At 39.9% G+C, this 22244-nt stretch carries 22 protein-coding genes, 1 other RNA gene and 1 riboswitch; of the genes, 10 read left to right on the top strand and 13 right to left on the bottom strand.

Annotated features, from left to right (window positions below):
- The first annotated feature begins 12 nt into the window (after window positions 1–12).
- A complete protein-coding gene (locus I6J03_RS15250) occupies window positions 13–735 on the top strand; it encodes a hypothetical protein (RefSeq protein ID WP_003004763.1) in 723 nt (240 codons plus the stop codon).
- A gap of 102 nt (window positions 736–837) precedes the next feature.
- Here I6J03_RS15250 and I6J03_RS15245 read toward each other — a convergent pair whose 3' ends face one another.
- Complete coding sequence (locus I6J03_RS15245; RefSeq protein WP_003004767.1) at window positions 838–1071, bottom strand: hypothetical protein; 234 nt, start codon at window positions 1069–1071, stop codon at window positions 838–840.
- 49 nt (window positions 1072–1120) lie between these two features.
- Window positions 1121–1447, bottom strand: a complete 327-nt coding sequence (locus tag I6J03_RS15240) for an import component protein (RefSeq protein WP_050767773.1) — start codon at window positions 1445–1447, stop codon at window positions 1121–1123.
- Window positions 1448–1714: 267 nt separating this feature from the next.
- On the opposite strand from I6J03_RS15240, the gene I6J03_RS15235 reads away from it, so the two are divergent.
- Window positions 1715–2086, top strand: coding sequence for a VOC family protein (locus I6J03_RS15235; RefSeq protein WP_003004772.1), 372 nt, complete (start codon window positions 1715–1717; stop codon window positions 2084–2086).
- An 18-nt stretch (window positions 2087–2104) separates the two neighbouring features.
- Here the strand turns inward: I6J03_RS15235 and I6J03_RS15230 are convergent, their stop codons facing one another.
- The 4 genes from I6J03_RS15230 to I6J03_RS15215 form a co-directional block, all read right to left on the bottom strand.
- On the bottom strand, window positions 2105–2671 hold the full coding sequence (locus I6J03_RS15230; RefSeq protein ID WP_003004774.1) for a hypothetical protein: 567 nt from the start codon (window positions 2669–2671) through the stop codon (window positions 2105–2107).
- Window positions 2672–2768: 97 nt separating this feature from the next.
- Entirely contained in the window at window positions 2769–3524 is a 756-nt protein-coding gene (locus I6J03_RS15225) for a LuxR C-terminal-related transcriptional regulator (RefSeq protein ID WP_201693793.1), read from the bottom strand.
- A 122-nt stretch (window positions 3525–3646) separates the two neighbouring features.
- A complete protein-coding gene (locus tag I6J03_RS15220) occupies window positions 3647–4123 on the bottom strand; it encodes a DUF6438 domain-containing protein (protein WP_003004784.1) in 477 nt (158 codons plus the stop codon).
- Window positions 4124–4209: 86 nt separating this feature from the next.
- On the bottom strand, window positions 4210–4656 hold the full coding sequence (locus tag I6J03_RS15215) for a GNAT family N-acetyltransferase (protein ID WP_039989796.1): 447 nt from the start codon (window positions 4654–4656) through the stop codon (window positions 4210–4212).
- A gap of 90 nt (window positions 4657–4746) precedes the next feature.
- On the opposite strand from I6J03_RS15215, the gene pdxR reads away from it, so the two are divergent.
- On the top strand, window positions 4747–6216 hold the full coding sequence (gene pdxR, locus I6J03_RS15210) for a MocR-like pyridoxine biosynthesis transcription factor PdxR (protein WP_003004790.1): 1470 nt from the start codon (window positions 4747–4749) through the stop codon (window positions 6214–6216).
- A gap of 37 nt (window positions 6217–6253) precedes the next feature.
- On the opposite strand, the gene I6J03_RS15205 is transcribed toward pdxR, so the two are convergent.
- On the bottom strand, window positions 6254–6511 hold the full coding sequence (locus tag I6J03_RS15205) for an Ada metal-binding domain-containing protein (RefSeq protein WP_003004794.1): 258 nt from the start codon (window positions 6509–6511) through the stop codon (window positions 6254–6256).
- Window positions 6511–7212 (bottom strand): 2OG-Fe(II) oxygenase, encoded by a 702-nt coding sequence (locus I6J03_RS15200; protein ID WP_003004796.1) that lies wholly within the window; start codon window positions 7210–7212, stop codon window positions 6511–6513. The genes I6J03_RS15205 and I6J03_RS15200 overlap by 1 nt, the downstream gene beginning before the upstream one ends.
- Before the next feature lie 251 nt (window positions 7213–7463).
- Window positions 7464–7578: riboswitch (SAM riboswitch) on the top strand.
- Window positions 7579–7586: 8 nt separating this feature from the next.
- On the opposite strand from I6J03_RS15200, the gene I6J03_RS22800 reads away from it, so the two are divergent.
- The 4 genes from I6J03_RS22800 to I6J03_RS15185 all read left to right on the top strand — a co-directional run bounded on the left by I6J03_RS22800 (window position 7587) and on the right by I6J03_RS15185 (window position 11488).
- On the top strand, window positions 7587–7712 hold the full coding sequence (locus I6J03_RS22800; protein WP_262895127.1) for a hypothetical protein: 126 nt from the start codon (window positions 7587–7589) through the stop codon (window positions 7710–7712).
- Between the two features lie 112 nt (window positions 7713–7824).
- Window positions 7825–9132 carry an O-acetylhomoserine aminocarboxypropyltransferase/cysteine synthase family protein gene (locus tag I6J03_RS15195; protein ID WP_003004797.1) on the top strand — a complete coding sequence of 436 codons (1308 nt, stop codon included), beginning with the start codon at window positions 7825–7827 and terminating at the stop codon, window positions 9130–9132.
- Between the two features lie 92 nt (window positions 9133–9224).
- The gene (locus I6J03_RS15190) at window positions 9225–10280 is read left to right on the top strand and encodes a homoserine O-acetyltransferase family protein (RefSeq protein WP_003004800.1); all 1056 of its coding nucleotides are present in this window, start codon (window positions 9225–9227) and stop codon (window positions 10278–10280) included.
- A 26-nt stretch (window positions 10281–10306) separates the two neighbouring features.
- The gene (locus I6J03_RS15185; protein WP_003004802.1) at window positions 10307–11488 is read left to right on the top strand and encodes a homoserine dehydrogenase; all 1182 of its coding nucleotides are present in this window, start codon (window positions 10307–10309) and stop codon (window positions 11486–11488) included.
- Between the two features lie 417 nt (window positions 11489–11905).
- Here I6J03_RS15185 and I6J03_RS15180 read toward each other — a convergent pair whose 3' ends face one another.
- The 5 genes from I6J03_RS15180 to argS form a co-directional block, all read right to left on the bottom strand.
- Window positions 11906–13309 carry a sigma-54-dependent transcriptional regulator gene (locus I6J03_RS15180; protein WP_003004804.1) on the bottom strand — a complete coding sequence of 468 codons (1404 nt, stop codon included), beginning with the start codon at window positions 13307–13309 and terminating at the stop codon, window positions 11906–11908.
- 65 nt (window positions 13310–13374) lie between these two features.
- Window positions 13375–13761, bottom strand: an RNA gene (gene rnpB, locus I6J03_RS15175) — RNase P RNA component class A.
- A 111-nt stretch (window positions 13762–13872) separates the two neighbouring features.
- The gene (locus I6J03_RS15170; protein WP_003004806.1) at window positions 13873–15063 is read right to left on the bottom strand and encodes a BaiN/RdsA family NAD(P)/FAD-dependent oxidoreductase; all 1191 of its coding nucleotides are present in this window, start codon (window positions 15061–15063) and stop codon (window positions 13873–13875) included.
- 2 nt (window positions 15064–15065) lie between these two features.
- Entirely contained in the window at window positions 15066–16142 is a 1077-nt protein-coding gene (locus tag I6J03_RS15165) for a Gfo/Idh/MocA family oxidoreductase (RefSeq protein ID WP_003004807.1), read from the bottom strand.
- A 119-nt stretch (window positions 16143–16261) separates the two neighbouring features.
- Window positions 16262–18046 carry an arginine--tRNA ligase gene (gene argS / locus I6J03_RS15160; protein WP_003004809.1) on the bottom strand — a complete coding sequence of 595 codons (1785 nt, stop codon included), beginning with the start codon at window positions 18044–18046 and terminating at the stop codon, window positions 16262–16264.
- 109 nt (window positions 18047–18155) lie between these two features.
- Here argS and I6J03_RS15155 point away from each other — a divergent pair, with 109 nt between their 5' ends.
- The 3 genes from I6J03_RS15155 (at window position 18156) to I6J03_RS15145 (ending at window position 22216) form a co-directional block, all read left to right on the top strand.
- Window positions 18156–19547: an arginine decarboxylase gene (locus I6J03_RS15155; RefSeq protein ID WP_003004811.1), complete on the top strand. Its 1392-nt coding sequence runs from the start codon at window positions 18156–18158 to the stop codon at window positions 19545–19547.
- 162 nt (window positions 19548–19709) lie between these two features.
- A complete protein-coding gene (locus I6J03_RS15150) occupies window positions 19710–21800 on the top strand; it encodes a M48 family metalloprotease (protein WP_003004812.1) in 2091 nt (696 codons plus the stop codon).
- A 41-nt stretch (window positions 21801–21841) separates the two neighbouring features.
- Window positions 21842–22216 (top strand): DUF423 domain-containing protein, encoded by a 375-nt coding sequence (locus I6J03_RS15145; protein ID WP_003004814.1) that lies wholly within the window; start codon window positions 21842–21844, stop codon window positions 22214–22216.
- Window positions 22217–22244: the final 28 nt, after the last annotated feature.

Raw genomic sequence — 22244 nt, 5'->3', positions numbered from 1 at the left:
ATCACAAATAACATGGAACATTCTCCTGAACTTTTGATTTCCCAATATGAAGCCGAAAAGAAAAGACTTCAAAAGCTCATTAAGAATTGTGTGAAAGAAATGGAATACCTTGAAGCCTATTACCATAGCCGGGCCTTAAGTCGTCTGAATCAAAGGCTTCGTACCTTGTATAAGCTCACAGATAATTTGTACGAGAAGAAAGAATATGCACAAAGGAATATCCGCTTCTATGAAAAGCTTCTGAAAGATAAAAAGCTCGTGTACGCTAAAGAATACTTTGAAGAAAGCCTGCATAAATCAAAAGAACAGCTTGAAAAACTTAAACTTCAACCTGTTTCCAAACCCATTCAACAGGATCCTGATCTATTTCAGCAGGTACTTGAAAAACTGCTGGCAAATAGTATTAAAGATTTAAAATTGATATTAAACAAGCAGCAAAATATACATCTCAACATAACATATTCCCGAAAAATACTTAAAGTCACCATACCTCATATTAAGAAACTATTGGAAAAACATGTTTGGAATGAGTTTCAAATACATGATCTCCTGAAATCAGGTTTTGAATCAGATCACAATGGTACCAAACTCACATTGATTCTGAAAGGAGAAAAACAAGAAATCCTATCCCGGTTACACTACATAATAGGGAAAATAGTTTTTGAAATCTTTGACTTCCGGGATTTTGCCAATGAAAGTTACCTTCATTATAATGAAGTAGGGAATCAGACATAGCATAACAAAAAAATACGCCCGAAGGCGTATTTCTAATTGAAGTATTGCATTATAAAGACCGGCTTTATATCTGCAAAACCTTAAAAACAACAATAAAACCAATCAATTTTGTGCGGCATCATTCTGCTCTGCAGAAGAACTTTCTACTTGCTCAGAGCTCTTTCCTGCCAAAAGATACAATAGTCCGCCTAAAACTATAAGACCGATTTTAATACTCCAGGCCACTCCCTCTCCCCACTGGTAGATCCACATCAATATTTTAGGTACGTAATTAAAGAAACCAAGTATTATCGCCAGAATGCCGATAACAACCATAAATGAACCAATCTTTTGCATAATTATTATTTTTTTAAGTCAATAGTATTACAAAATCGTGGGTGGGAAATTAATCAAGAAAGGAAAACTTCTTTTCGAATATAGTCCCAACTACAGGTACCGGTTTCATTTCCTCTTTTACAGCATTAACAATCCCCAAAATCCATAAGATCAATATAAAAATATTGGCGTAGGTAAGTACAGCTAAGGCAGGTACAGCAATAACGACAATATTCAATACCAATCCAAGCAGGATACTTATTATCGTTATACCCAGGGATTGCTTAAGATGATAACTGACAAATGCGTCCTTCGTTTTATCTTTGTATTGAAAATAAGCTATAAGCCAACCTATAATAGTGATGTAAGAGATAATTGCAATCGTTTTTCTGTCCATGATATTTTTTTTGATGAATAACTTCAACAAAAGTATCTCTTCGAACAGCAATTTAAAATCCCCGAAAACAGCTAATTTAAAGAATACAGATAGATACACAGCCAAAAAAATACAAACTCAGGCACAACAAACACCAACTAAGCAACTGGAATTAAACAGATTACACAAACTCAGCAAATAAAAGTTGTACGGACAGCACGATCTTATTACGTTGTACAGATAAAACCAGAGTTATAAACGATCCTGATAATTTTAAAAAGAAGTATTATGAAATTAGGTGCATTTTCTGTTAGTCTCAATGTCAAAGACATTAACGTTTCAAAAGAATTTTACGAAAAATTAGGCTTTTCAGTTTTTGCGGGAAGTCTGGAAAGCAACTACCTGATCATGAAAAATGAAGAGACATTAATCGGTCTCTTTCAGGGAATGTTTGACAAAAATCTGCTGACTTTCAATCCGGGCTGGGATTCGAATGCCAAATTACTCTCAAACTTTGATGATGTACGCATTATACAGATGGCACTCAAAGAAGCCGGAATACAACCCCTGGAAGAAGTTGATATAAAAAGTTCAGGTCCGGCCGGATTTTTTATTATGGATCCGGACGGCAATCCTATCCTTATTGATCAGCATATCTGATAATTAAGAGGAATACTACTACTCCTTATTCTCAGATGTATTTAAATATTCAGAAAACTTCGGCTTGCCCGGCAGATCAGCCACCAGATACAACCAGGTAAAGTTTGTACCCTCCACTTTCTGATGCGTAAAACCATGCGGATAATCAAAGCGCTCAAAGAGTGTATATTCCTCACTCTTATCTATACTATCGATCCTTTTGGCAAATGCAAGTTCCACTAACTCGTTCTCAACCTCAGTTCCGCCCGGTTTTATCACGCTGCTTAAGATCGTGGTCATTTTCTTAGGCTCATCATAATATACCAGCACATATTGCAGACTGTCATCTCTAAATGCATGACAATATCCGGGCGTATCTCGGTCCTTCATATCCTGCTCCACACTGCTTTTAAGATTATCATCCACGGTATAACCCTTCTTTTTCATAAAATCAGGGAGTGTATTATAATTTGTAGTCAAAATAATCTCATGCTGAAGTTTGAGGTATTTATTCTTAAAATGGAGCTGACCATATGCGAGTGAAACGTATAGAAACAAAACTACAGACAGTATAATTTTGATTCGCGGGGATATAGGTTTATTCATTTAGTAGAGTAAGTATTACTGAATTAATACCACAAATTTACCTCAGGCCAGATCAGAAAGAAATACTCCTAAAGAAGTATTTTGAAAAAACCGGAAATCAGATCAGTCCCTGAAGAACACTGTTTTTGATAAGCTGTGCTGTATTTTTACAACCAGCCTTAAGCAATATATTCTGTCTGTGCTTTTTCACGGTAACCGATGCAATAAACAATTTTTCGGCAATCTCATTATTACTGAGCCCTTCTGCTATCAGCTTAATAATATCAACCTCACGCTTGGAAAATTTAGTATCTTTCTTCTCCTGAGTATCCACATTCAAATGAATAAAAGAAGGCTCGCCGTAAAGTCCGATCAGTGAAATTTTGTTTGTATTCTCTTTGGAGAGATGATCAATACGTGTATGAATATTTAAAGATTTGCCGAACTTCCCGGTATCATCCAGTGTCAGCATAAGTGCCTGATGGTTGAATAATACGTATCCGCTATCTTTGGTAAGCGCCCTGAAACAATAACTTATCTTATAATGGAGCAACTTATCTGCACCGATATTATTGTTAAAGAAGTCTGCTATTTTCGACTCGGCTCTGGATACAAAATCCAGATCATCGGGGTGGACAAGTTGAAGGATATCATCAAAAGTGACAGTATTCGGATCCGATCCGTGCAGATCGTATATAGCTGGGCTGATATGAGATAAAGACATATCATAGAAGTCCACTATATAATAATAAAAAGGGCCTGAACTGGTAATTGTATTGGCCAGTTCCTTAAATCCGTTTTTAGGAAAAAAGGTAGTTTTGACAGCACGGGAACTCTGCCAGATACGATGCAATTTTTGTATTTCAGTATTCATACCGGAGAGTGGCTAATAAAAATTGGATACACTAAAGTATTAATTATTTATCACTTACACCTTGCTTTTATTCAGTCAGCGGACAGAAAGCAAAATATGCGGTATGAGAATCTGTACAAAAACTATTGTGCCGGTACCCATTTTTGGGCGTAGAGTATTTCGTCTATTGTTTTATATAATTTTTCCAGTTCAGCTGTACCCCGATTACCATAGTCACGGATTTTCTTTATTTTATCATTCTGATAACGGATCTCTAAATGTACTGAAGGCAGATCCGAAATAAGTCTGTTGCCATAATCATCCTTTAATTCCGGAAACTGCAACTCATTAAGCTGCTTCATTATTTTATACAGATCGCCTGTACTGATCTGTGTAACATACTTTCCTTTAAGTCCGTTTTTCAGAAAATTATCAGCATCCAGTTGTGCTGTACCATTCTTACTGATCTTCAATACAAATACCGGACATGTTCCGAAACAAGGTTTTCTGCTAAAGCTGACCTCCTCAATTTCGTATTTTTTATTTACGGAATCACCGGTTTTGTAACTTTTGCAAGAGATAAAAAGCAGAACAGTAAAAGAAAATAACAGATATTTCATATAAAGCCGATCTAATAAATTACTCAAAAATAGACAAAAAGCCCCGGATTTACCGGGACTTCCTGTACTATTCTATTGCGTAAACTTTACTTCCACCAATAATAGTAATTGTGCAATCCGTCATACTCAAATCCACAGCGCGGATACAATGTATTGCCGATAGCATTGGTCTTTTCTGTTTCCAGCATCAGTCCGCAGGCATCAGTCTGTTCACACCACTTCTTGCATCTGTCAATCAAAGCCACCGAATAACCTTTTCCCCTGTGCTCCGGGTGAACATACAGATCACTCAACAGCCATTGCTTCTGAAGTTTGGTATAGTGAAACAATTTGTACAGCTGTACAAATCCTACCGCTTTCTTATCCTCAAACAGCAAAAATATATGCGATTCATCATTCAGTATTCTTTCCCGCAAAAATTTCTTCCCCTTTTCTACATTCGATTCCTGACGGTAAAAAACACGGTAAAGATCAAATAATTCTGCTGCCTGATCCAGATCTTCAAGGACCACTTTTTTAATGTTGTAATTCATATCCATATTATTTGTTATTAATTTTCAACAAACATATGCGTTATTTGGACTACCTTTGTAGTCCACAACAAAACCAACAAGTAGTCCAGTATGTTTCCGTTTGAGTCGATCATAACTATAGAAAGAACACACAAAAATCCGGTTTACCTGCAGATCGCCTTTGCAATCAGTAATGCTATACGCAACGGTATACTGAAGCCCGGAGCAGCCCTACCCGGTAGTCGGGAAATGGCACAGAAACTAGTGGTACACCGCAAAACGGTACTTGCTGCATACGAAGAACTTATTGCTCAGGATTATATCAAAGCCATTCCCCGAAAAGGAATTTATGTATCCGAACAACTGCCGCTGCTGAAACCTAAAAAATGGAACAGTGAACGCATGCTTAATGCCTATGGATATCGTTTGGAAATCCCGGGCGAACATATGATACAGCCTGCCGAACAGGAAGATCATACGACGATTCTGAAATTAATTATCGATGACGGGTATCCCGATGTACGCCTCTCTCCTATTGATACACTGTTAAAATCATACCGTTTTATTTTAACTAAGAAAAATAACATCGAACAGAGCAAGGAAGACAATGCCCGCGGTTCTACCCGTCTGCGCGAGCAGCTGGCTTTATTGCTTTCCGAGACAAGAGGAATAAACATTGGCAAAGAAAATATACTCATCACCCACGGTGCACAGATGAGTATCTATATTGCTGCCCATCTTCTGATTAATAATAATAATAATACACAGGTAATAGCAGGTGATCCCGGATATACCACAGCAACAAAGGTCTTTACAGATATGGGTGCAACAGTGATCCGTGTACCGGTAGACAAATATGGCCTGGACGTAGATGCAATAGCACAGATCTGTGCGCACCAGACTATTCATTTCTTGTATGTGATTCCTCATCACCACTATCCGACGACAGTAACACTGAGTACAGAACGCAGAATGCGCCTGCTGGAGCTGGCTAAACAATATGATTTTGTGATTATCGAAGATGATTACGACTATGATTACCATTACGATTCAGCACCCTATCTGCCTCTTGCAAGTGCCAATCATGAAGGAAGAGTGATCTATATCGGATCCTTTTCTAAGATACTGGCACCCTCCATACGCATAGGTTTTATGATTGCTCCCGGCAATTTTATCGATCATGCTGCAGATTTCAGAAAATCCATAGATGTGGGCGGCGATATGTTTATGCAGGATGCACTCGCTTCTCTTATTCAGGAAGGAGAACTCAAACGTTACCTTACAAAAGCAAAGAAAGCATACCATAGGCGAAGAGACCGCCTTTATGATCTTCTCACCAAAAAAGCAGGCCCCTATGTCTCACTTAGCTTGCCCGGTGGCGGAATGGCCATGTGGATTCAGCTGGACAAAAAAATTCCTGTCCGCCAACTACACGAAATTTTACTTCGAAACGGTATAAAAATTAAAGTGCTTAACGAAGAATTGAATGCTTTCAGATTCGGATTTGCCTCCTTGAATCGATCCGAAATAGAAGAAGCTATTGATATAATAGAAATGGCCATCCACAAAATTATAAGCTGATATTTGAATACATATGCATTGTCCTATGCAGGTGTACTTACATTTGCTGTATCTCTGTATTTTTCCATTTCACAAATTCAGCCCTCATACAATGGCCACAAGGTCTGTATTCGCATAGCAGAGCCTGCTTCTCAGAAGCAAAGAAAACCCTGTTCTGACGAAGCATCCTTTTACCCGATCTGCATGATAGTTTCCCGTAGATTTTCAATTTACGATTACCCGCAAAACATATTTCGGCAGTCCGGATTTTACTTCTTATTTCCGCATCTTCATATGCGATATGACGGATTGGCATCAGCTTAGCGCATCATGAAAAATAATACCCAGTGTATAGCGCTCCCCGCTATGCACCTCACTTACTCCATGTTTCATATTGGCCCGGTAATATCCCTTTGTTCCTTTCATCGGCCTGAAATTGGTCGTAAAAATCAATATATCTCCTTTCTTAGGTTTCAACACAACAGCCTGAGACTGGGCTCTGGGTATCTGCTGCAGCAATACAAATTCACCTCCCGTAAAATCCACTTCCGGTTCGCTCAGAAAAAGAAGAATCTGCATAGGGAAATAAACCTCTCCGTACAAATCCTGATGCAGCGTATTGAATCCACCGGGTCCGTATTTCAAGATCAGCACAGTCGCTTTGGTTTGTTGCTGATCGTGGCATTGCTTCAAAAGCACTTCGTGTTCCACCGGAAATTCTACCTCGATATGTAAAGCGCGGTTCCATGCATTGGCTACAGCCGCAAGATACGGATAAACCGTTCTTCGGATTTTTGCAATAAGATTCGGAAGCGGATAATCAAAGTACTTGTATTCTCCTTTTCCAAACCGATAACGCTCCATCACTACAGTTTTTCGGTAAGCATCCGGATGCGAATAATTTGCCTTCAGATCTTCACATTCCTGATCAGTAAGAACATCCGAAAGCAGAGCATATCCCTTATTATGTAACGCTGAAGTAATATCATTCCAGTTTAATTCTTCTATTTCTTTCATCTTATATGACCTTGATTTTACTTCACAAACATATTCAGCTTATGGCATCAAAAAAATCCGTTTTCTGCTCTTTTAAAGGCTGGTTTCAGCTGTTTTAAAATCTTTCTTCAACCCTGCATTCCGGACATTTCAGCACCTTGTTTTTAAAAGTTTTTGAGCAATTATTTGCAAGATTAAAAATCAAAAGATATATTTGCAGAGTCTTCAGCGGAAGACAACCTAATCATTACCTCTCTATATCGTAGGGTTTTGATTTATAAAGAAGTGGCGAGAGACTGGCTCAATGACCCACTGGCAACCTTCAAAAAACGTTTGAAAAGGTGCCAATTCCTGTCCAAAGCAATGTTGCTTTGGAGCATATAAATGAAAAGGCTATGAACATTACATTTTACAATTTCACATCATTCGGAACATCCTGTAATCAGGATCCCAACCTCTTGTCATACCATTCTTTGTTGTCTTCCAACCGAATGCGAATGCACAATGCGATGTGTTGCTAAGATTTTTCTTATCCCTCAGCACGGCTACCTCACGCCTAAGACACAGGACTGAGCAGCAACAAGTGTATTCTTTTAATCAATAATTCAATTACAATTTTAAACTTCCAAAGACATGTCAGAAAATACAAACTTAAAATTCGAAACACTACAAGTACATGCAGGTCAGGTAGCAGATCCGACCACAGGATCCAGAGCAGTACCTATATACCAGACCACATCTTATGTATTTGAAAATGCGGAACATGGTGCCAACTTATTTGCCCTGAAACAATTCGGCAATATCTATACCCGTATCATGAATCCGACAACAGATGTATTCGAAAAACGTATTGCTGCATTAGAAGGCGGAGTAGCAGCTGTCGCAGTCGCATCAGGACAGGCAGCTCAGTTTATTGCACTGAATAATATTCTCGAAAGCGGAGAAAACTTTGTTGCAGGATCCAATCTTTACGGTGGAACTTACAATCAGTTTAAGGTAGCTTTCAAAAGATTGGGTATAGAAGTTCGTTTTGCACAGGACAGCGAAGCTGAGCAGATCGAATCGCTTATCGACGACAAAACTAAAGCGATCTACATCGAGACCATCGGTAATCCGAGTTTCAACATTCCTGATTTCGAAAAAATTGCAGCTATAGCTAAAAAACATGATATTCCCCTGATTGTAGATAATACATTTGGTGCAGGAGGCTACCTGTTCAAACCATTGGAGCACGGAGCACATGTAGTCGTTGAATCGGCTACGAAATGGATCGGCGGACACGGTACCAGTATTGGTGGTGTCATAGTTGACGGAGGAAATTACAACTGGGGGAATGGTAAATTCAAACAGTTCTCAGAACCTTCGGAAGGATACCACGGATTGGTTTTCGCAGATGTATTTGGTCCTGATGGTCCTTTCGGAAACATCCAGTTTGCGATCCGCGCACGTGTAGAAGGCCTTCGTGACTTTGGTCCCGCCCTGTCTCCTTTCAATTCCTTCTTATTGTTACAGGGTCTTGAAACATTGTCTCTTCGTGTACAACGCCATGTAGATAATGCACTGGAAGTAGCACAATGGCTGGAAGCACATCCTCAGGTAGAAAAAGTAAGCTATCCGGGCTTAAAAAGCTCTCCGTACCACAACAATGCACAAAAATATTTACGCAACGGATTCGGAAGCGTACTTTCCTTTGCGATTAAAGGAGATCCTCAAAAAGCAAATGAATTTATTGACAGCCTGCAACTCATCAGTCACCTGGCCAATGTCGGGGATACCAAATCCCTGATTATTCACCCTGCGGCGACTACACATCAGCAATTGAGCGAAGAAGCACAGATCGGTGCCGGAGTATATCCTGGTTTATTGAGAATCTCTGTCGGGATCGAACATATTGATGATATCAAAGCGGATCTTCAGCAAGCATTTGAAAAGATTAAATAAAAAGACCTTACAGACTATTAAAGGTCTGTAAAGTATCTGTTTTTCGGATAATATGTAATCCCCTTCAGTGGGGACAATACAATAAAGCATACATGAGTAGCAAAACTTTTAAATATACTGAACCATTTGTATTTGAGAACGGCAGGCAGATCGATGATCTGCAGATTGCCTACCATACCTATGGAAAGTTAAATGCGGATAGAGATAATGTCGTCTGGGTATGCCATGCCCTGACGGCAAATTCCGATGTGTTTGATTGGTGGAAAGGACTATTTGGAGAAAACGATCTTTTCAATCCCCGGGATTATTTTATTGTTTGTGCCAATGTTCTGGGCTCACACTACGGATCTTCTGGTCCTTTATCTGTCAATCCACAGACAGACCAGCCTTATTACTTATCCTTTCCACAGTTTACAGTACGTGATATTGTACAGGCAAATCAGTTGCTGGCCGATCATCTGGAGATACAGAAGATCAACATCCTGATTGGTGGTTCACTGGGAGGGCAGCAGGCACTGGAATGGGCAGCTTCCGCACAGATCGACATCTCCCATCTTATAGTTATCGCAACCAATGCCGTGCATTCACCCTGGGGCATAGCGTATAATGAAAGTCAACGATTGGCAATCACTGCTGACCGTACCTTTTATGCAAACAAACCTGATGGCGGAGCCAAAGGATTGAAAGCAGCCAGAAGCCTGGCTCTACTATCCTATCGCTCATATGATACCTATGCAGCTACACAGACAGAATCTGATATTGAAAAAACAGAGCAGTACAAGGCTTCCTCTTACCAAAGCTATCAGGGAGAAAAACTGGTTAACCGCTTCAATGCCTACAGCTATTGGTTTTTGTCTAAAGCAATGGACAGTCATCATCTGGGACGCGGTCGTGTTTCTGCCGCACAGACATTGCAGCAATTAAAGCAAAAAACACTGGTCATCGGTATCACGACAGATGTATTATTTCCACCAACAGAGCAACAATTTATTGCGCAGCACATTTCAGGAGCCGAATACTATGAGCTGGATTCTCTGTATGGACATGATGGCTTTTTGATAGAGACAAAAATACTTTCTCAAATCATCTCCGGATTCCTGACAGAACAATTTGCAGAAGATGAATCAATAGAATTAACAACAGTATAAGATTAAAAGATATTTATTAAAAACAAATGAGTAAGAAGTTAACACTAGGCATGTTTGGATTTGGAGTAGTAGGACAAGGCCTTTATGATATAATAAAAACGAAGAATTTAAATTTAGAGATCAAAAAATTTGTAATCAAAAATGCCGACAAGAAACGTTCTCTGCCTGCTGAATTATTTACAACAGATCCTGCTGTCATACTGGACGATCCGGAGATCAATACAGTTGTCGAATTAATTGACGATTCAGAAGCTGCTTACCAGTTTACAGTGACGGCGCTTAAGTCCGGAAAAAATGTGGTATCAGCAAATAAAAAAATGATTGCAACACATCTGGAAGAACTTACAGAGATCCAGCAACAGACGGGTACAAGTCTGCTTTATGAAGGAGCGGTCTGCGGAAGTATTCCCATTATCCGTAATCTGGAAGAATATTATGACAACGAACTTTTGCATTCGGTAAGTGGCATATTCAACGGATCATCCAACTATATTCTGTCCAAGATCTTCAATGAAAATCAAAGCTATGATACCGCATTGAAGAAAGCACAGGAACTGGGATTTGCAGAAACAGATCCTACACTCGATGTAGGAGGATATGATCCTAAGTACAAACTTGCTATTGTAGCTTCACATGCTTACGGACTCTATATCAAACCGGATGATATTCTGAATATCGGTATAGACAAACTGGATCAGCAGGATATCCGCTTTGCAAAAGAGAAAGGCTACAAACTTAAGCTCGTGCCATTGGCCAAAGAAATCAATAATGCGCAGGTAGTGTTATATGTTCTGCCAAAATTTATTACCAAAGACAATATGCTTTACAATGTCGAGAATGAAAACAACGGCGTACTTGTAAAAGCAGCATTTGCGGACGAGCAATTCTTCTATGGTAAAGGTGCGGGCGGTCATCCCACAGGCTCAGCAGTATTATCAGACATTACGGCACTGCGTTATGATTACAGATACGAGTATAAGAAACACCTGGAAGCACAGGAACTTTCCTACAGCACTGACTATGAATTGAACGTATATTTAAGATATGAAGACGATACACTGATTAATAAATTAAACTTTAGCTCAATCAGTGAGCGTTATTATGCTGATAACTTCAAATATGTTATTGGAAAGATCAATCTTAAGCAGATTATAACTCATCTGGCTGACATCAAAAAAGATGGTGTATTTATCGCTGAAATCGCATAAGAGGCAACTCACCATAAACCAACCCGTTACTTCTGAAATGAAGTAACCATTTTCACAAAATGCGTCTTTTACATAAGTAGAAGGCGCATTTTTATTGTATCCAAAAAGTTACAATAAAAATATTGCGGTAATGGCATAAAAATTGTAAATTCCTACGTTCACAAACTAAATTTTATTATGAGAGCGTGGTTATTAATTTTAATGATGGGAATAGCAAATTTCGTATTTGCTCAGCATGAGACGGATAGACAAGATCATTCCACCTTAGGATATTTAGTTATTGGTCTTATTCTTATAGCAGTTGTTGTTTTTACACTTTATAACAAGCAAAAACGGAGATTTAACGATTAAAATTTCCATTCATTATTGCAAGCAATAAGGGGATCAAATTAATTTGATCCCCTTTTGTATAAGCATTTAGTCTCTTTTAAGACCGAATTTTTCTATTTTACTGTACAGATGGCTTCGCTGTATACCGATATCGTCAGCTGTTTTGGAAACATTCCAGCTGTTTTTATCCAGTTTGAAGTTGATAAACTCTTTTTCGGCATGATCCTTAAAGTCCTGAAAAGATTCAAAACGTTCGAATATGCCTTTATAGTCAACAGCTTTACCCGTTTCATTTCCTGCAGAAGAACCATTAGCAGGATTAACGATAGATGGATTGGCGTAAGTCAGTACATCTGCATCTGTGATCGACTTATCACTTAAGATAATCAGGCGTTCCACCATATTGCGAAGCTCACGGATATTACCTGTCCACGGCAGAGATTGAAGGGCTTTCATCGCTTCCATAGTGATCTTCTTGACCGGCATATTGTAGTCACCGCAGATTTCCTCACAAAAGCTGTTTGCTATTGTCGGGATATCATCAGTACGCTGAGACAAAGGCGGCACATGGATAAGGATCACACTCAGACGGTGGTACAAGTCCATCCGGAAGTTACCGGCATCAATCTCCTTCAACAGATCCTTATTGGTCGCCGCAATCACACGCACATTGACATCTATCTCTTTCTCCCCTCCTACACGTGTAATCTTATGCTCCTGTAAAGCTCTCAATACTTTTGCCTGAGCTGATAAGCTCATATCACCGATCTCATCCAGAAATAAAGTTCCGCCACTGGCCTGCTCAAATTTACCGATACGTTGTTTTACAGCAGAGGTAAAGGAGCCTTTTTCGTGTCCGAACAATTCCGATTCGATAAGTTCTGAAGGAATCGCAGCACAGTTGACTTCGATCAGCGGTAAGGATGAGCGATTTGATTTTTCATGCAGCCATCTGGCAACAAGCTCTTTACCCGAGCCATTCTCTCCTGTGATCAATACTCTTGCCTCTGTAGGCGCAACACGCTCTATCGTTTCTTTAATCTTGGAGATGGTATCCGAACTACCCAGTATTTCTTTGGTCTTGGAACTGAATACTTTTTTCTTCAGCACTTTAGTTTCTTCTACAAGGGAGCCTCTTTCCAGTGCATTGCGCACCGTAATCAGGATTCTGTTCAGATCCAGCGGTTTAGAAAGAAAGTCATACGCACCTTTTTTAGTTGCCTCTACTGCAGTTTCCACTGTCCCGTGCCCCGATATCATAATAAAAGGAACTTCAGGTTTGAGTGTCTGCGCAAATGTAAGCGCCTCCAATCCATCCATTTTTTCCATCTTAATATCACAAAGTACAAGATCAATTTTTTCTTTTTTTAGAATTTCAAGACCGTCAAGAGCATTATCTGCATCAAAAACCTTATAATCTTCGTATTCTAAAATCTCTCTCAGCGTACTTCTTATTGCACGTTCGTCGTCTATTATTAATATTGTAGTCATATGAGGTAACTCTCTTCTATCTAATTGTCGTGTACAAATTAAGAATTTAGGGGCAATATTCAAAAAAGGAAGCAAACCTTATAAGCCGGGTTCTGTACACCGAAAAATCGGTTTTCTATCATTTATCTAGATCTGCCATTGCTGACAGACTCCATCAACCTACCCATTACGAATCTTACCGAAGTAAAAGAAGACGAGCAGCCTTCGAGTTTCGTAACCTATTTGGTCTTTCAACACTCAAGGTTTACCGTAATCCATGTCGCCATGCAATACCGTGAGCTCTTACCTCACGTTTTCACCCTTACCCTGTCCGAAGACAAGGCGGTATATTTTCTGTGGCACTTGCTGTCTCCGCCTGAGCGGAGCCTTCCCGTTAGGAAGTGAGTTGCTCTGTGTTGCCCGGACTTTCCTCTTTCCCGAATAAACGGAACAGCGATAGAACCAGTTTGCTTCAGCAGCAAAAGTAAGACTTTTAAATGAGGAATCGTTAAGAAGAAGTAAGTATTAGAAAAAATCAGATCAGGGATTTTTATGAGCAGTAGCCGAAAATCGGCAGCCTGCGGTCAGATCGCCTGAGCAATGGTATAGCCTGATGCCCATGCCCATTGAAAATTATATCCGCCAAGCCAGCCTGTCACATCCACAGCTTCCCCGCCAAAGTATAATCCGGGAATCCGTTTTGATTCCAGAGTGGATGGATTTAGCTCATTTGTATCAACCCCGCCACGCATCACTTCAGCCTTATCATATCCCTTGTCGCCTGCAGGCTTCACATGAAACCGGTGAATTGTTTCTACAATCAGCTTTGCATCTGCCTTACTCAAAGAAGCAATTTTGGTCGTCAATGGCAAAAATTTACCAAAAGCATCCACCATCTTGCGGGTAAAATAATCATTCAGCACCTGAGACAATAATCGCTTACCACCGCTGTTGCGTTCATCTTTTATGATTTGCTCCAGACTGAATTTCGGTAACAAGTCTATCGTAAACTCCTGTCCGGCCCGCCAATAAGAAGAAATCTGCAGAATAGCCGGGCCACTCAGGCCCCAATGCGTGAATAAGATATTTTCTTCAAAACTGACCTCTTTATTATATACTCTTGAGAAAACACTGTTTCCAGAAAGAGAGGCATACCATTCGGCATCTTTGCCGGTAATAGTCAGGGGAACCAATGCCGGAGCTGTAGGAACAATAGATAATTCAAATTTACGGGCCAGCCTCAATGCAAAATCAGATGCACCCAGCTTCTGTACCGGAAGCCCTCCGCTGGCCATAACAACCTTCGCAGTTTTCAAAGTTTTTTCCCCTGAAGGTGTATCGACACAGATACGGAAAACTCCGTCTGCCTGATCCACGGACTTTACCAGGCTATCCAGCCAGATATCCTGTCCGGTCTCAAACATAAGATTTGTAAATACGGCAACAATATCTTTAGCTTTATTAGTGGTCGGAAAGAGTTGACCTAATGTTTTTTCCTGTCCGGAAATGCCATATGACTCAAAAAAACGAACCGTGTCATCTACAGTCCAGCGCTTGAATATGCCATGCAAAAAGTCCGGATTCTGTGTTACAAAGTTAGCAGTAGTAGTTCCCAGATTGGTATAATTACAACGCCCTCCACCTGAAATCAGAATTTTGGCACCGGGTTTATTGTTACGCTCCAGGATCAGCGTCTTCTTACCCAATAAGCCTGCCTGCACAGCGCACATCAGTCCGCAGGCACCCCCTCCTATAATTACAGCATCATATTGCATAATTAGTAAGCGATCAGCTGATCTTCGATAGGAATCACACGTCTCTCCTGCTGGCTTTGATAGCCAAGCTCAATGATACGGATGACATCACGTGCCTGCTCAGGCTGTACAATCAAAGGAGCAGCACCCCGGATAGCATCCACAACATTTCTGTAAAAATCCAGATAACTTCCTTTTTCGGAGGGAATGATTTTTGAAATATCTTCCCCGTCTTTCAATATATTCAGTTTGCCATAGATGGAAGGATCTTCTTCTCCCCAATGCGGGTCTTCGTCCGGAAAATGTCCGGCGCGCAGCAAAGTTTCCTGCGGATCCGAACCATTCTTTGTAAAGGTACCATTGAGACCGAAGATGAGGTATCGGGTCGTTTCTTCCTTAGCCAGCATGGATGCCTTTAATGATACCCGCAGATTAGGATAATACAGCAACAGATCAAAACTGTCAACAGCCTGTGCTCCGGTGCGCTGAATGGCTAAATCTGCAAAAACTCCTGTTGGTTTTCCAAAAAGTTGTAGCGTCTGATCAATCTGATGTGCCCCCAGATCATAGAATATACCCGATCCGGGAAGATTATTTTCACGCCATGCGTTCGGTCGCAAATAGTTTCTGAACCGGTCATAACGACTCTCTAAATTGACAACAGGTCCGAGTTCACCACTCTTAACGACCTTTTCAACCGTACGATAATCGGAGTTAAAACGGAGGTTATGATACACAGCCAGTTGCAATCCTTTTGCTTTTGCCAGTGCGATCAGTTCGTCTGCCTGCGCGGTTGTATTCGTAAACGGCTTTTCTACAACAACATGCTTCCCGGTTTCCAGGACCTGCTTTACAAACGGATAATGCATATCATTGGACGTGGCAATGACCACCAGTTCGATACGGTCGTCAGCTAAAATATCGTCTATCGTCTGCACGATCTCTACCTGCGGGTATTTAGCCTGTAAAATAGCCTGCTGTTCAGGCTTGCGAGCCGTTACTTTAAGCAGTTCCAATTCAGCTACACCTCGCATTACAGGGGCATGAAACACCTGCCCGGAGATCCCAAATCCAACTAATCCTACACCAATTCTTTTCATTGAATACAATTATTGATACACATTATATTTTTCCCGCCGGCATGACACGCTGTGACTCGCTCTGACAGAACGCATATGAAGCCCTGCTTTTGAGTAGCGGAGCTTCATACACCAATTGATTACATTCTTTCCGGAACCTGTATTCCCAACAGATTCATCCCTTTTGATATGACTCTGGCAGCTGTAGCAGATAAGTGAAGACGGAAATTTTTCACCTCTTCCTCCTCTGCTTTCAGAATACTCTCTTCATGATAAAATTTGTTATACAGTTTGGCCACATCATAAATGTAGTTGGCCAATTGTGCAGGGCTGAATTCTTTTGCCGAAGCTTCGATAACTACAGGAAAATTTCCCAATACCTGGATCAGATCCCGTTCATATGATGAGATAGAAGCCGGTTTAGTAACAGGAGTTGCTTCCGAGAAGCCGGCTTTGTTTAAGACCGATTTAATCCGCGCATGTGTATATTGAATAAATGGCCCCGTGTGTCCCTGAAAGTCAACAGACTCATTCGGATCAAATAACAGTCGTTTCTTAGGATCTACTTTCAGCAGAAAATACTTCAGTGCTCCCATGCCGATTGTATTGTACAGTTCAGCTTTTTCAGTCTCCGAGAAACCTTCTGTTTTACCAAGTTCCTCTGTACGTTCTTTTGCAGTTTCAACCATTTCGGACATCAGATCATCTGCGTCAACGACTGTACCTTCTCTGGATTTCATCTTGCCGGAAGGCAGATCCACCATCCCATAGGAAAGGTGAAACAAACCTGAAGCCCAGGATTTGCCCAGTTTTTTCAGAATCAGAAACAACACTTTAAAGTGATAATCCTGTTCATTACCCACAACGTATATGGACTCATTCATATGGAACTCGTCATATTTCAGCTGTGCTGTACCGAGATCCTGTGTGATGTAAACTGAAGTTCCGTCACCTCTTAAGACCAGTTTTTGATCCAGTCCTTCGTCAGTCAGATCTATCCATACCGAGTTATCTTCTTTTTTAAAGAAAACCCCACTGTCCAGACCTTCCTGAATAATATCTTTACCTAACAGATAGGTATTGGATTCATAATAATATTTGTCAAAATCAACCCCAAGCTGATTGTATGTCTTTTCAAATCCCGAATATACCCAACCATTCATGGTAGACCACAGTTCAATGACCTGTTGATCACCTGCCTCCCACTGCTGGAGCATTTCCTGAGCTTCACGGATCAGCGGCGCATTCTTTTTCGCTTCTTCTTCAGTCTGTCCTTCAGCCTTCAGCTCGTCGATCTGTTTTTTATATTCCTTATCAAAGATCACATAATACTTACCCACCAGATGATCTCCTTTTAATCCGGAAGATGCAGGCGTTTCTCCGTTTCCGAATTTCTGCCAGGCAAGCATAGATTTACAGATATGAATACCTCTGTCATTGACCAGATTGGCCTTGATCACATCATATCCGTAAGCTTTGAGTATTTCAGCAACGGAATAACCTAAAAGATTATTACGTATATGCCCCAGGTGCAGAGGTTTATTTGTATTCGGAGAGGAATACTCCACCATCAGTTTCTTTCCGTTTGCCGGAAAGCATCCGAAATCAGAAGCTAAAAGTGTTGAATTCAACAGCTCTATCCAATAGTTATCCGAAAGACTTACATTGAGAAATCCTTTGATCACATTGAATCCTGATAATTCCGGGATTCGGGATTGTAAGAACTCACCTACTTCGGTTCCTGTTTGCTCAGGAGACTTTTTAGAAAATTTAGTGATCGGAAAAACCACAATAGTTATCTGGCCTTCAAATTCCTTACGTGTTTCCTGTAATGCGATCTGGGAAGGCTGAATTTCGGCCTGATAAAGCTCGTGTACCGCTTGCACCGTATGGTCTATAAGCGCTTTTTCTATGAATTGACTCATGTAATGATTAAGTAATATTTACAACTTTCTGATACTGAACGACAAATAAATAGCATTCACTATTCAGGTATTCGCATTGAAAGCATATCTTTGCCAAAAATAATAAAAAATGCAGAGCTATCAGGAATTTCTTGACCTAAGTGTTGGTTTTCCGCAAGACGGATTCGAAATCATCGACGACGAATTGTATTTTCACGATCTGAATCTCATGGAAATGATAGAAACGTACGGGACACCGTTACGTTTTACTTATTTGCCTATTGTCAGCAAAAAAATCCAACAAGCGAAAATCTTGTTTCAGACAGCAATTCTGAAACACAATTACCGCGGTTCATATAAATATTGCTATTGTACCAAATCATCGCATTTTAAGCATATAGTCGAAGAGGCATTGAAAAATGATATTCACCTGGAGACTTCATCTGCTTTTGATATGCCGATGATTGACACACTTGAAAGACAAGGGACTGTAACAAAAGACATTACGGTTATTTGTAACGGATTCAAAACGTATCAATATAAGCAGTACATCATTGATATGATCCATGACGGGTACAAAAATATTATTCCGGTATTGGATAATAAGGAAGAATTCAACTTGTATGACGATGAGATCGAACTGGATGAACCTTGTGCACTGGGTATCCGTATCGCATCCGAAGAACAGCCGGATTCTCAGTTTTATACCTCACGTCTCGGAATCCGAAGCGAGGATATCATTGATTTTTACAACAATAAAATTGCTGATAATCCCAATTTCAAAGTTAAACTTCTGCATTTCTTCATCAATTCAGGTATTTCAGATACCCCTTATTACTGGAATGAACTGGAGAAATATGTTACACTTTACTGTAAATTCAAAAAAATAAATCCGGAGCTGGACACCTTAGACATCGGTGGAGGTATGCCTTTCAAAGATTCGCTGGTACATGATTTTGATTATGAATACATGGTCAACGAAATCGTAAACCGAATCAAACAGATCTGCGCACACCATGAAGTCATGGAACCGGATATCATTACAGAATTTGGAAAATATACGGTCGCTGAAGCATCCGGTATCTTATATAAAGTATTAGGACGTAAACAACAGAATGACCGTGAAAGATGGTTTATGATCGATGGATCATTTATCACCAACCTACCGGATGTATGGGCGCTGAATCAAAAATATATCTTATTGCCGATCAACAACTGGGATTCGGAATATGAACGTGTCAATCTCGGTGGTATCACCTGTGACGGACAGGATTATTACAATCAGGAAGCGCATATGAACTCGGTGTTCATGCCTAAAACCCGTAAAGTACAATATCTTGGTTTCTTCCACACAGGAGCATATCAGGATGTATTGAGTGGCTACGGAGGTATACATCATTGTTTACTACCTTCACCTAAACATGTACTGGTAAGACGTAACCGGGATGAAACATTCAACTATGAGGTATTTGGTGAAGAACAGAACTCCAAACAGGTAATGAAGTTACTGGGATACCAGTAAAACAGCCAGCTATCTATAAAAAAAGCGGAAGTACAGAACAGTACTGCCGCTTTTTTTATGATTTCAACCAGAAAGTAACATAATTTTAAAACACTGTTTTCATATAACTTAAAAAAGTTGTATATTTTGAGTTTTAAATTATTAACCTACTGATTTGGCATTATGAATGTGCAGGTTTCTCCCAATTTCAGGAAATACGGAAAAAAATCCATTACCTCCATTATCTTATTCTCTTTTGTTTACCTCGCTCTCTTACTGTCTGCTGTGGCATTGACAGTAGCCTGTGTGGCAGGAGGCATCTATATTATTGTACTCCGTCCAATGATATTCACATTTATGGTCGGAATAGGTCTGGGGAGTATTGGTTTTATGGTACTCTTTTTCCTTGTCAAATTCATATTTATCCGCAATAAAACAGACCGGAGTCATCTTAGAGAAATCAAGCGAACGGAATATCCGCAACTGTTCCGTATGATCGATGAGATAGTAACTGAGGTACAAAGCCCTTCGCCGAAAAAAGTATATCTGTCTACAGAAGTAAATGCTTCCGTATTTTATGATTCCAGTTTTTGGAGTATGTTCTTTCCTATCAGAAAGAATTTGCAGATCGGTGTGGGACTGATCAATGCAGTGACTCAGCAGGAGTTAAAAGCAATCCTGGCACATGAATTCGGTCATTTTTCACAAAAGAGTATGAAGGTTGGCAGTTACGTATACAATGTCAATCAGATCATTTACAATATGTTGTACAACAATACCGGCTTTGAAAATATGATTCAGAATTGGTCCAATGCAAGCGGATATTTTGCATTTTTCACCAGTTTAGCTGTACGTATAATTGTAGGGATTCAGTGGGTATTGAAAAAAATGTATACCTATATCAACATCAATTACATGGCCTTGTCGCGCGAAATGGAATTTCATGCTGACGAGATCGCCGCAAATGTTGCAGGATCACAAGCACTTAAACATTCATTACTGCGTCTGGAATTTGCCAATTTTGCATTGGACAGTGTATTTACTTTTTATGACGCCAAAATACCGGACAATATCAGAAGTCAGAATATTTTCAGTGAACAGGCCAGGGTAATGGAATATCTGGGAAAAGAAAACAACTACAGATTTGAACATGATCTTCCGCACATTACTATGGAAGACACTACCAAATACAATAAATCCAAATTAAACATCAAAGATCAGTGGGCTTCTCATCCCAGTATGCAGGAACGTGCAACAGCTCTGGACAAACTCAATATCCATAAAGAAAATACAGTCAACAGCCCTGCATTTCTCTTATTGGAAGAACGTGAACAACTGAGTGAAACGATTACTCAACAGTTGTTTGACAGGGTCAGCTATTCGGATGTCACCTCTACCCTCAGCCATGATGAATTCATGGAACAGTTTTGCAAAAAACATCAACGCAATACCTTCCAAAAGATCTACAATGGATTTTATGATTACAATAACCCCCTGGTTGAAGAAGCAGAAACCGGGGCAGAACAGGAATCCGGATATACACCGGAAGAATTGTTTTCGACTGCCCGTGCCAATACAACCTATGAACTCGTAGCTCTTGAAAATGACAAAGCTACACTTGAAAGCTTATTACAGGAAGTGCATACAATCAAAACCTTTGACTACGATCATGCAAAATACACGCTTGATGATATACCACAACTCATCGAACGGATTAATCAGGAGGTTGAAGAAAAAAAAGCAGAAATAATCCGCTACAACAAGAATGTGTACCGATTCTTTATTAAGAAAGCGGAAGAAACAGGACAGGCAGCGGTTCTCAAAAAGAAGTATAATGAATTCTACAAACTCGACCAGCTCTTCAATGATAAATATGATTTTTACAAGCAGCTTATTGAGGACACTAAATTCACCTTTCAACAGACTCCGTTTGAAGAAATAACAGCCAGACTGAGTGACCTGAGCAGAAAAGAGCTGAGACTGAGAGAAGAGATCAAAACCTTGCTCGAAAACCCTATGATCAGGGAAGAATTTTCAGGAAAAACATTAGAAACACTGGAGAAATACAGCTCAGCACATGAGATGTCTTATTTTGACGGTGTGACCTACAACGACGAAAACTTAGATCTGCTAATGAATAGTATAATTTTATATTCCAGCCTGATCTCATTTGAATACTTTGCAGCTAAAAAAGAGTTACTGGATCTGCAATACAGTTTTATGGATCAAAACAATAAAACGTATCAGGTGCACGATTCTATTGATTCTTTATAAGAGGGTTTTACTACCTTTGATAGCATAAAAATCAAAAACAGATGAAAGAACTGGTTATCATTACTGCCGCCATATTCGGGGCATCCGGCATTGTACTGGGTGCATTTGGAGCTCATGCCTTTAAAAAATTATTAAGTGAAGAAAAATTAGCTTCTTTTGAGACGGGTGTACGTTATCAGATGTACGCTGCACTGACACTATTAATTATAGGTTTTAATCTTTCTTTTGATCTGCCATCCGAGAGAACAGCATACTATACCATCACGGCCGGCACCCTATTGTTCTCGGTAAGCATTTACTTTCTTTCTTTTGCAGACTACTGGAAGAAAAATCTAAGGTTTTTAGGTCCTGTCACTCCGCTTGGAGGATTACTGATGATTATAGGCTGGGTTGCGCTGATGGTTCGGTTTATTTAGTAATCTCCATAAATATTTTTTATTTTTA

Source organism: Sphingobacterium spiritivorum (assembly GCF_016724845.1).
Classification (GTDB): domain Bacteria; phylum Bacteroidota; class Bacteroidia; order Sphingobacteriales; family Sphingobacteriaceae; genus Sphingobacterium; species Sphingobacterium spiritivorum_A.
The sequence above is the reverse complement of the archived record's forward strand: the minus strand, read 5'-3'. Positions and strand labels throughout refer to the sequence as shown.